10 protein-coding genes and 1 pseudogene are annotated in these 9,605 nt (G+C 74.0%); 7 read left to right on the top strand and 4 right to left on the bottom strand.

The window, feature by feature from the left end:
* On the top strand, positions 1-345 hold a 345-nt coding region (locus NWP09_RS09240), incomplete at its 5' end, for a hypothetical protein (protein ID WP_258275224.1).
* Here the strand turns inward: NWP09_RS09240 and ald are convergent.
* Positions 312-1,424 carry an alanine dehydrogenase gene (gene ald, locus NWP09_RS09245; protein WP_258275225.1) on the bottom strand — a complete coding sequence of 371 codons (1,113 nt, stop codon included), beginning with the start codon at positions 1,422-1,424 and terminating at the stop codon, positions 312-314. The two genes, NWP09_RS09240 and ald, sit on opposite strands and share 34 nt — an antisense overlap.
* Complete coding sequence (locus tag NWP09_RS09250) at positions 1,424-2,758, bottom strand: aminotransferase class III-fold pyridoxal phosphate-dependent enzyme (protein WP_258275226.1); 1,335 nt, start codon at positions 2,756-2,758, stop codon at positions 1,424-1,426. The genes ald and NWP09_RS09250 overlap by 1 nt, the downstream gene beginning before the upstream one ends.
* Before the next feature lie 64 nt (positions 2,759-2,822).
* Between NWP09_RS09250 and NWP09_RS09255 the strand changes: the two genes are divergently transcribed.
* The 3 genes from NWP09_RS09255 to NWP09_RS09265 all read left to right on the top strand — a co-directional run bounded on the left by NWP09_RS09255 (position 2,823) and on the right by NWP09_RS09265 (position 4,890).
* Complete coding sequence (locus NWP09_RS09255) at positions 2,823-3,347, top strand: OsmC family protein (protein ID WP_258275227.1); 525 nt, start codon at positions 2,823-2,825, stop codon at positions 3,345-3,347.
* The gene (dxr, locus tag NWP09_RS09260; RefSeq protein WP_258275228.1) at positions 3,347-4,429 is read left to right on the top strand and encodes a 1-deoxy-D-xylulose-5-phosphate reductoisomerase; all 1,083 of its coding nucleotides are present in this window, start codon (positions 3,347-3,349) and stop codon (positions 4,427-4,429) included. The genes NWP09_RS09255 and dxr overlap by 1 nt, the downstream gene beginning before the upstream one ends.
* Before the next feature lie 71 nt (positions 4,430-4,500).
* Positions 4,501-4,890 carry a GNAT family N-acetyltransferase gene (locus NWP09_RS09265; protein ID WP_258275229.1) on the top strand — a complete coding sequence of 130 codons (390 nt, stop codon included), beginning with the start codon at positions 4,501-4,503 and terminating at the stop codon, positions 4,888-4,890.
* Positions 4,891-5,045: 155 nt separating this feature from the next.
* On the opposite strand, the gene NWP09_RS09270 is transcribed toward NWP09_RS09265, so the two are convergent.
* Positions 5,046-5,648 carry a hypothetical protein gene (locus tag NWP09_RS09270; protein ID WP_258275230.1) on the bottom strand — a complete coding sequence of 201 codons (603 nt, stop codon included), beginning with the start codon at positions 5,646-5,648 and terminating at the stop codon, positions 5,046-5,048.
* A gap of 88 nt (positions 5,649-5,736) precedes the next feature.
* Here NWP09_RS09270 and NWP09_RS09275 point away from each other — a divergent pair, with 88 nt between their 5' ends.
* Positions 5,737-7,065, top strand: coding sequence for an RIP metalloprotease (locus NWP09_RS09275; protein WP_258275231.1), 1,329 nt, complete (start codon positions 5,737-5,739; stop codon positions 7,063-7,065).
* Between the two features lie 123 nt (positions 7,066-7,188).
* Here NWP09_RS09275 and NWP09_RS09280 read toward each other — a convergent pair whose 3' ends face one another.
* Positions 7,189-8,148 carry a ribonuclease HI family protein gene (locus tag NWP09_RS09280; protein ID WP_258275232.1) on the bottom strand — a complete coding sequence of 320 codons (960 nt, stop codon included), beginning with the start codon at positions 8,146-8,148 and terminating at the stop codon, positions 7,189-7,191.
* A gap of 68 nt (positions 8,149-8,216) precedes the next feature.
* Here NWP09_RS09280 and ispG point away from each other — a divergent pair, with 68 nt between their 5' ends.
* Together ispG and NWP09_RS09290 are read left to right on the top strand one after the other, a co-directional pair.
* Positions 8,217-9,359: a flavodoxin-dependent (E)-4-hydroxy-3-methylbut-2-enyl-diphosphate synthase gene (ispG, locus tag NWP09_RS09285; protein WP_258275233.1), complete on the top strand. Its 1,143-nt coding sequence runs from the start codon at positions 8,217-8,219 to the stop codon at positions 9,357-9,359.
* A 28-nt stretch (positions 9,360-9,387) separates the two neighbouring features.
* Positions 9,388-9,605 (top strand): annotated as a pseudogene (locus NWP09_RS09290) (MFS transporter); the annotation flags it as partial.

The raw sequence follows: 9,605 nt of genomic DNA on the forward strand, positions 1-9,605 counted from the left end.
CCGCGCTCCGTGCCGCTCCCGTCCGGCCCCGTCGCGGTCGTCACCGGGCCCGCCGCCCACGTGCCCGCGGGGCTGTGGCACGCGGCCGCGGGACCGTCGGCCGGGGCGAGCGCGCCCGCGATCATGGGCTCGGTCGCGGAGTGGGAGGCCGCGTGGGGCGAGCTCGACCGCCTCCGGGCGGAGCGACCGGTCGTCGTGCTCGGCGTCGAGGAGCGCGCGCTGCGGCAGGTCCTGCGGCACGCGCCGCTGACCCCGCCCATGCGCGACGCGCCGGCGTGGGTCCTGCTCGGCGGCCGCTTCGAGCGGCTGCGCTACGCGAGCAGCGCCGACACCGGCGCGGCCTGAGCGCCGAGGGCCGACGCGACGCCCTCGTGCGCGACCCGCCCGGCCGAGGTGTTGAGACCGGCGGCGAGCCCCGCATCCGCCCGCAGCGCCTCGCGCCAGCCCAGGTCGGCGAGCCGCAGCGTCGCCGAGAGCGTCGCGTTGGTGAGCGCCTCGGTCGAGGTCCGCGGCACCGCTCCCGGCAGGTTCGCGACGCACGCGAAGACCGAGCCGTGCACGCGGAAGGCGGGGTCGTGGTGCGTCGTGGGCCGCGAGTCGGCGAAGCAGCCGCCCTGGTCGATCGCGATGTCGACGAGCACCGAGCCGGGCCGCATGCGGGCGACCATGTCGTTCGTCACGAGCTTCGGCGCCCGCGCGCCGGGGATGAGCACGGAGCCGATCACGAGGTCGGCGTCGAGCACCGCGCGCTCGACCGTCACGCGATTGGAGTGCAGCGTCTGCACGCGCCCGCCGTACGCGGCGTCGAGCTGCCGCAGGCGCGGCAGGGACACGTCGAGCACCGTCACGCGCGAGCCGAGCCCCACCGCCATCTCGAGGGCCGCGGTGCCGGCGACACCGCCGCCGAGCACGACCGTGTGACCCGCGCGCGTGCCGGGCACGCCCCCGAGCAGCAGCCCCGCGCCGCCCGCCGGGGCGGTGAGCAGCGACGCGCCCTGCGTGACAGAGAGCCGCCCGGCGACCTCGCTCATCGGGGCGAGCATGGGCAGCGATCCGTCGGGGCCGCGCACCGTCTCGTACGCGATCGCGGTCGTGCCGCGGTCGAGGAGCGCCTGCGCGAGCTCGGGCGCCGCCGCGAGGTGCAGGTAGGCGAACAGCGTCAGGTCGTCGCGCAGCAGCGCGAGCTCCCGCCCGACCGGCTCCTTGACCTTGAGCACGAGCGGCGCCGCCCAGGCATCCTCGGGGGTGGCGACGATGCGCGCGCCCGCGGCCTCGTACGCCTCGTCGGGGATCCCGCTGCCGAGGCCCGCGCCGGTCTCGACCAGCACCTCGTGCCCGTGCGCGACGAGCTCGGTCGCGCCGGTCGCGGTCAGCGCGACCCGGGCCTCGTCGGCCTTGACCTCGCGCGGGACCCCGACGCGCATCAGCTCGCGGACTTCACCTGCGCGATCGCCCGGTCGATCACGTCGACCGCCTCGCGCAGCTGGTCGTCGGTGATGGCGAGGCTCGGGAGGAACCGCAGCACGTTGTAGTCGGTGCCCGCCGTGAGCACGAGCACGCCGTCCTGGCCCGCGGCAGCCGCGATGGGGGCGGTCATGATCGGCGCGCCGGTGGCCGGGTCGATGAACTCGATCGCGAGCATCGCGCCGCGCCCGCGCACCTCGATGATCTCCTCGTGCTTCTCGGCGAGGCCGTCGAGCAGCGGGCGCATCACGCGCTCGATGCGCTGCGCCTGCGCGTTGAGGTCGTCGCGCTCGATCTGCTCGAAGATCGCGACCGCGGCGGCGCACGAGACGGGGTTGCCGCCGAAGGTGCCGCCGATCCCGCCCACGTGCACGGAGTCCATGATCTCGGCGCGGCCGGTGACGCCCGCGAGCGGCATGCCGCCCGCGATGCCCTTCGCCGAGAGCACCATGTCCGGCTCCCAGCCGAACAGCTCGGAGGCGAACGTCGCGCCCGTGCGGCAGATGCCCGACTGCACCTCGTCGGCGATCATCACCACGCCGTTCGCGGTGCACCACTCCTGCATCGCGGGCAGGTAGCCGTCGGCGGGCACGATGAACCCGCCCTCGCCCTGGATCGGCTCGATCACGAGGCATGCGAGGTCGCTGACGCCGACGTGCTTCTCGAGGTAGTACTGGGTGCGCTCGGCCGCCTCGGCGCCGTCGAGCCCGTCGTGCAGCGGGTAGGAGCCGGGCGCGTGGAAGATGTCGGAGGCGAGCGGGCCCATGCCGGTCGCGTACGGCGCCGGCTTGAAGTTCATCGTCATCGTGAGGTTCGTGCGGCCGTGGTAGCCGTGCTCGACGACCGCGACGGCGCGGCGGCCGGTGAACTTGCGCGCGATCTTCACGCCGTTCTCGACGGCCTCGGAGCCCGAGTTGACGAAGAAGGTCTTCTTCTCGAAGGCGCCGGGGGTGTGCTTCGCGAGGTACTCGGCGACCCGCACGTACGGCTCGTACGGCGTCGTGCCGAAGAGCGAGTGGGTGAGCTTGCCGACCTGGTCGCGCACCGCGGCGACGACCGCGTCGTTCGTGTGGCCGATCGTCGTCACGCCGATGCCGCAGCCGAGGTCGATGAAGCGGTTGCCGTCGACGTCGGTGATGATCGCGTCGTGCGCCTCGGCGATGAACACGGGGAGCTGGTGCGGGATGCCCTGCGGCACGGCCGCCGCCTTGCGCTCGAGGAGCTCGCGGCTCTTCGGGCCGGGGATCTCGGTGACGATGGAGCGCGACGGCGCGGAAACGGCGGTGTCAGTCATGCCGCCGATCCTACGCCCGGGCACGCTCCCAGCGCCTCCCGCGCCGCGCCCGTACGCTGGGGCCATGCCGATGCGCCACGCCTACGCCGTCGAGGTCGAGTGGACGGGTGCGGGCGCCGAGGGCACCGCGACCCATCGCTCCTACACGCGGGACCACGTCGTGCGCGTCGAGGGCCTGCCCGACATCCTGGGCTCCGCCGACCCGACGTTCCGCGGCGACCGCGGCCGCCACAACCCCGAGCAGCTGCTGCTCGCGGCGCTCGCGCAGTGCCACATGCTCAGCTACCTGCACCAGGCGGCGAGCCGGGGCATCGTCGTGACCGCCTACCGCGACGCCGCGACCGGCGAGATGGAGACGGCGGGCACGGGCGGCCGCTTCACGCGCGCGGTGCTGCACCCGGTCGTGACGATCGCCGACGCGACGCGGGCTGCGGATGCGCTCGACGCGCACGAGCAGGCCGGTCGCGACTGCTTCATCGCGTCGTCCGTCGCGTTCCCGGTGCTGCACGAGGCGACGATCGTGGCCGACGGACGGGTGGTCGCGGAGCACGCGCCAGGGGACCGCGCGGCGGCCGAGGGGCAGCGCTGATGCGCCGCCGCGTGATCGTGCTCGGCTCGACCGGCTCGATCGGCACGCAGACGCTCGACGTCATCCGCGCGAACCCGCGCCGGTTCGAGGTCGTCGGGCTCGTCGCGGGCAGCGACCGAGCGGGCCTCGACGCGCAGCAGGCGGAGTTCGGCGGCGAGGCGGCGCTCGGCGCCGACGCGGCCGTCAGCATGATCGAGTCGGTCGAGTGCGACGTCGTCGTGAACGGCATCACCGGCTCCGTCGGGCTCGCCCCGACGCTCGCTGCGCTCGACGCCGGCCGCGTGCTCGCGCTCGCGAACAAGGAGTCGCTCATCGCGGGCGGCGACCTCGTGATGGCGCGGGCCAGGCCCGGCCAGATCGTGCCGGTCGACTCCGAGCACTCGGCGATCGCGCAGTGCCTGCGCGCGGGCGACCGGGGCGAGGTGCGCCGACTCGTGCTCACCGCCTCCGGCGGCCCGTTCCGGGGCTGGTCGCGCGAGCGGATGGCCGACGTGAGCCCGTCGGATGCGCTCGCGCACCCGACGTGGGACATGGGCCCGATGGTCACGACCAACTCGGCGACCCTCGTCAACAAGGGCCTCGAGGTCATCGAGGCGCACCTGCTGTTCGACGTGCCGCTCGACGCGATCGACGTCACCGTGCACCCGCAGTCGATCGTGCACTCGATGGTCGAGTTCGCCGACGGCTCGACCATCGCGCAGGCGTCGCCCCCCGACATGCGGCTGCCGATCTCGCTCGGCCTCGACTGGCCGCACCGCGTCGCGGGCGTCGGCGCCCCGCTCGACTGGACCCGCGCATCCGCCTGGACGTTCGAGCCGCTCGACGAGGAGGCGTTCCCGGCTGTCGCGCTCGCGAAGCGCGTGGGCAGGGCGGGGTCGACGTTCCCGGCGGTGTTCAACGCCGCGAACGAGCAGGCGGTCAAGGCCTTCCACCTCGGCGAGATCGGCTTCCTCGACATCCTCCCCGCGGTCGAGCGGGTGCTCGAGCAGCACGAGCCGGGCGAGCTCACCGTCGAGCGGGTGCTCGAGGCGGAGCGCTGGGCCCGCCGCACCGCCGACGAGATCTGCGGCGTCGGCCGCTGACGATCGAGGTCCGCCGAGCGACGGCGGCGGATGCGTCGAGGCTCGCGGCGTCGGAGCCTCCCGGCGCCGCTGTGGCCGCGTCGCATCTGCGCCGGCAGGAGGCGGGCGAGGCGCTCTTCCTCGTAGCGCTCGAGGACGGCGAGCCGCTCGGCTCGAGCGTGCTCGTGCCGGGTGACGTGCCGGAGCTGCGCCACCTCTTCGTCGCCGAGGCCGCGCGCGGCCGTGGCGTCGGCGCCTCGCTCATCGGCGCTGCCGAGCGGGAGGCGGCGGCGATGGGAGCGACGCTCGTCGAGCTCGGCGTGAGCGTCGACAACCCGAGAGCGGCGGCGCTCTACCGCCGCCTCGGCTACGCCGAGACGGGAGAGCGCTCGACGACGACGTACGAGTACGTCGACCGCGACGGCGTGCGCCGCACCGCGACGGAGACGGACGTGCCCATGCGGAAGCGGCTGCGCGGCTGACCCGCGGCGCTGCCGCGCCGCGCGCGACGGACCCCATCTCGGCAGGCGGACCCGAGATCTCGGGTCCCGTTTGGGAGATGGGGTCCAAGTATGCGCCAGGGTCGAGCGAAGGAGGATCGAGCGGGAGGGGTTGAACGCGGCGCACGGGGCGGGCGTCAGCCGGAGCGGTCGAGCACGACGCGCACGCCGGCGGCGTCGAGCGCGGCGACCACCGCGCCCGCGTCGTCCCACCAGCGCGCGTAGTGGTCGGGGTCGCGGTTGATCTGCACCGCGTGCGCGACGCGCGTGGGCGGCATGGCGTCGCGGCCCTCGATGCGCGAGAGCGCGCGGTAGAAGAGCACGGCCGAGCCGTACGCGTCCATGCGCACCTCGTACGGCCCCCAGCCGTCGCGCTGCTGGAAGAGACCGCGCGAGTCCGGCCCCGCGTCGTCGCCGCGATCGAGCACGCGCAGGCTCGACTCGCCCATCGCGACCATGACCGCGAGCCGCACATCGCGCTCGGAGTGCCCGAGGTCGCGCCCCGCCCGCACGACGATCGCCGCGTTCTCGAGCTGCGCGCCACGCCACGCGCCGACCGACTCGGGCACCGCGCCCGCCACCGTCGCCGACTGCGGCACGGGCGGCGCCTCCGCGCCCGGCCGTGCCGCGACGACGACGAGCAGCACCACGAGCGCGAGGCCGACGAGCCCCGCGATGAGGCCGAGCGCGTCGCCGCCCGGCGCGACGCGCTCGGCGACGGGGCGGCGGCGTGCGGGCATGCGCCCTACGGTAGCCGCGCGCCCTATGGATGCCGTCGCATCCGCTCGTGCCCGACTGATAGGCGGCGGCAGTAGCCTGGCGGGCGATATGGAAGCCGTCCTGCTGTACGTCGTGGGCGTGCTCGTCGTCGTCGTCGGCCTCGCCGTCTCGATCGGCCTGCACGAGCTCGGCCACCTCTGGCCCGCGAAGCGCTTCGGCGTGCGCGTGGGGCAGTGGATGATCGGCTTCGGCCCGACGCTCTTCTCGAAGCGCTTCGGCGAGACCGAGTACGGCGTGAAGGCGATCCCGCTCGGCGGCTACATCTCGATGTCGGGCATGTTCCCGCCCCGGGAGCCGGGCGGTGAGTCGAGGGATGCGTCGACGGGCTTCTTCGACACGCTCGTGCAGGACGCGCGCGACGTGAGCGCCGACTCGATCCACGACGGCGAGGAGGAGCGGTCGTTCTGGCGGCTCGCGACCTGGAAGCGGATCGTCATCATGCTCGGCGGGCCGCTCATGAACCTGCTGCTCGCGACCGTGCTGTACGCGATCGTGCTGTGCGGCTTCGGCATCGCCGTGCCCTCGACGACCGTCGCGAGCGTCTCGGAGTGCGTGATCGCCGCGAGCGAGGAGCGCACGGAGTGCGCGCCCGGCGACCCGCTCGCGCCCGCCGCCCAGGCGGGCCTCGAGCCGGGCGACACGATCGTCGCGGTCGGCGGCGAGCCCGCGACCGGCTGGGCCGAGGTGCAGCAGGCGATCCGCGAGCTCGCCGGACGCCCGACCGAGCTCGTCGTCGAGCGCGACGGGCAGGAGCGCACGCTCGAGATCACGCCCCTCGCGACCGAGCGCTACGTGTTCGACGAGCGGGGCGAGCAGGTCGAGGTCGACGGGCGGCCGCTCACCGAGACCGTGGGCTTCATCGGCGTCGGACCGCAGTACGAGATCCAGCAGCAGCCCGCGACCGCGGTGCTGCCGGCCGTCGGCGACAACGTGGTGCGCGTGGGCGAGCTCATCCTCAACCTGCCGCAGCGGCTCGTCGACGTCGCGACCGCCGCCTTCGGGCCGGGGGAGCGCGACCCGAACGGGCCGATGTCGGTCGTGGGCGTCGGGCGCATGGCGGGCGAGATCGCGACCCTCGACCAGGTGCCGATCGTCGAGCGCGTCAGCGCGATGGTGCAGCTGCTCGCGAGCCTCAACGTCGCGCTGTTCGTCTTCAACCTCATCCCGCTCATGCCGCTCGACGGCGGGCACATCCTGGGCGCGATCGTCGACGCCGTGCGGCGCGGCTGGGCGCGACTGCGCGGCCGGGTGGCCGCGCCGCTCGACACCGCGAAGTGGGTGCCGGTCACGCTCGTCGTCACCGGCGTGCTCGGCGTCATGAGCGCGCTGCTCATCTACGCCGACATCGTCAAGCCGATCTCGCTCTTCGGGGGGTGAGCGCTGGAGCTGGAAGCGGAGGCACTTTCGTGCCTCCGCCGCGACGCCAGCTCCGAGGCCCGTCCCGGGCCTCGGCACAGGGCGCGGTGCTCCGCTCTGAGCTTGAGCGCCCAGCTCCAGCGCTCACGCCTCCGGCGTCGCCTGGTGGAAGCGCTGCCGCCACCGCCCGTCGGAGCGCACCCACAGCGAGCTGCGCAGCGCGCTCGACTCGCCCACCGAGCGCCACACGAGCAGCAGCGCATCGCCCGGCAGCTCGTGCGTCGCGAGCACCTCGAGCTCGAGCGGCGAGCGCAGCGGCGCGATCTCGGCGAGCACCTCGTCGCGGCTCCAGCGGCGGCCCGAGGCGCCGATCTCCTCGAACTCGGGGTGCAGCAGCGCCGCGACGCTCGCGGGGTCGGCGCGCACGTCGTCCGAGAGCAGCGACCGCTCGAGCCGCACGACCTCCGCCTCGTCCCCGGTGTCGGTGAGGAAGTCCAGGTCGTCGAAGAGCCCCGGGGTCTGGCTCGGTGCGGGGGCGGGCCGTTCGGCCGATGCCGGGGCGGATGCGGGCGGCGCGTCCGCGGGGACGGTCGCGGCCGCGGTGCCCCGCGTGGGCGCCGCAGACGGTGCGGGACCCCCGAACCCGGGCCCCGCATCCGGGACCATGCCGCGCTGGTAGGCGGCGGCCGCGCCGTTCGCGAGCCGGTCGGCGGCCTCGTTGAGCGGATGCCCCGCGTGCCCCCGCACCCACTCGAAGCGCACGACGCCGCCCTCGGCCCCCCGCTCGGCCATGAGCCGGTCGAGCTCCTCGAGCAGCTCGCGGTTGAGCACGGGCTTGCCGTCGGCCTTCCGCCAGCCCTTGCGCTTCCAGCCGGCCATCCACTTCGTGACCGAGTTGATGACGTACTGGCTGTCGCACAGGATGAGCAGCTCATCGACGCCGCGCGTCTGCCGCAGCAGGTCGACGACCGCCGAGAGCTCGCCGATGTTGTTCGTGCCCGTCGCCTGCCCGCCCGCGGCCCAGCGCTCGTCGTCGATGTACCAGCCCCAGCCGGTCGGGCCGGGGTTGCCGAGGGATGAGCCGTCTGCCGCTGCCGTGATCACCCGGTCGATCCTGCCATCCGTCGCCATCCCGGCGAGAGCGGCACAGCGCCGCCGCGTAGGCTGATCGCATGGCAGCCATCAACCTCGGCAACCCCGCGCCGCTCACCCTCGCGCCCCGTCGGAAGACGCGGCAGATCAAGGTCGGCAAGGTGCTCGTCGGCGGCGACGCGCCCGTGTCGGTGCAGTCGATGACGACGACGAAGACCACCGACATCAACGCGACCCTGCAGCAGATCGCCGAGCTCACCGCGACCGGCTGCGACATCGTGCGCGTCGCGGTGCCGAGCCAGGACGACGCCGACGTGCTGCACATCATCGCGAAGAAGAGCCAGATCCCGGTCATCGCCGACATCCACTTCCAGCCGAAGTACGTCTTCCAGGCGATCGACGCCGGCTGCGCGGCGGTGCGCGTCAACCCGGGCAACATCCGCAAGTTCGACGACCAGGTGGGCGAGATCGCCAAGCGCGCGAAGGCCGCCGGGGTCTCCCTCCGCATCGGCGTCAACGCGGGCTCCCTCGACCCGCGCCTGCTCGAGAAGTACGGCAAGGCGACGCCCGAGGCGCTCGTGGAGTCCGCCGTGTGGGAGGCGAGCCTGTTCGAGGAGCACGACTTCCACGACTTCAAGATCTCGGTCAAGCACAACGACCCCGTCGTGATGGTGAAGGCCTACCGGCTGCTCGCCGAGCGCGGCGACTGGCCGCTGCACCTCGGCGTCACCGAGGCGGGGCCCGCGTTCCAGGGCACGATCAAGTCGGCGACCGCGTTCGGCATCCTGCTCTCCGAGGGCATCGGCGACACGATCCGCGTCTCGCTCTCGGCGCCCCCGGTCGAGGAGATCAAGGTCGGCCTGCAGATCCTGCAGTCGCTCAACCTGCGCGAGCGCAAGCTCGAGATCGTCTCGTGCCCCTCGTGCGGCCGTGCCCAGGTCGACGTCTACTCGCTCGCGGACTCGGTCACGGAGGGCCTCAAGGACGTGCAGGTACCGCTCCGCGTCGCGGTCATGGGATGCGTCGTCAACGGCCCGGGGGAGGCCCGCGAGGCCGACCTCGGGGTCGCCTCCGGCAACGGCAAGGGGCAGATCTTCATCAAGGGCGAGGTCGTGAAGACCGTGCCCGAGTCGGAGATCGTCGCGACGCTCATCGAGGAGGCCCGCCGCATCGCCGACGAGCAGGGCCTGCCCGCCGGTGACGCCGAAGTCGTCACGGTCTGAGCCGACGACCGGGCCGGGGAGGCTGGACGTGCCCGAGGAGCCGCTGGAGCGCGAGCATCCCGCGCAGCGGCGCACGCTCGCGGTGCTCTCGCTCGCGCAGGCGCTCGGCGGCGTGTCGAACGGCGTCGCGCTCGGCGTCGGATCGCTGCTCGTCGCGCAGGTCACGGGCCGCGACGAGCTCGCGGGGCTCGCCGCGACGCTGCTGACGCTCGGCGGCGCCGGCCTCGCGGTGCCGCTCGCGCGGCT

Source organism: Agrococcus sp. HG114 (assembly GCF_024723325.1).
Classification (GTDB): Bacteria; Actinomycetota; Actinomycetes; order Actinomycetales; family Microbacteriaceae; genus Agrococcus.

Coding starts and splice junctions, on each gene's coding strand:
- ald (WP_258275225.1), bottom strand. CDS start 1,424: ATGCGCGTCGGGGTCCCGCGCGAGGTCAAGGCCGACGAGGCCCGGGTC.
- NWP09_RS09250 (WP_258275226.1), bottom strand. CDS start 2,758: ATGACTGACACCGCCGTTTCCGCGCCGTCGCGCTCCATCGTCACCGAG.
- NWP09_RS09255 (WP_258275227.1), top strand. CDS start 2,823: ATGCCGATGCGCCACGCCTACGCCGTCGAGGTCGAGTGGACGGGTGCG.
- dxr (WP_258275228.1), top strand. CDS start 3,347: ATGCGCCGCCGCGTGATCGTGCTCGGCTCGACCGGCTCGATCGGCACG.
- NWP09_RS09270 (WP_258275230.1), bottom strand. CDS start 5,648: ATGCCCGCACGCCGCCGCCCCGTCGCCGAGCGCGTCGCGCCGGGCGGC.
- NWP09_RS09275 (WP_258275231.1), top strand. CDS start 5,737: ATGGAAGCCGTCCTGCTGTACGTCGTGGGCGTGCTCGTCGTCGTCGTC.
- ispG (WP_258275233.1), top strand. CDS start 8,217: ATGGCAGCCATCAACCTCGGCAACCCCGCGCCGCTCACCCTCGCGCCC.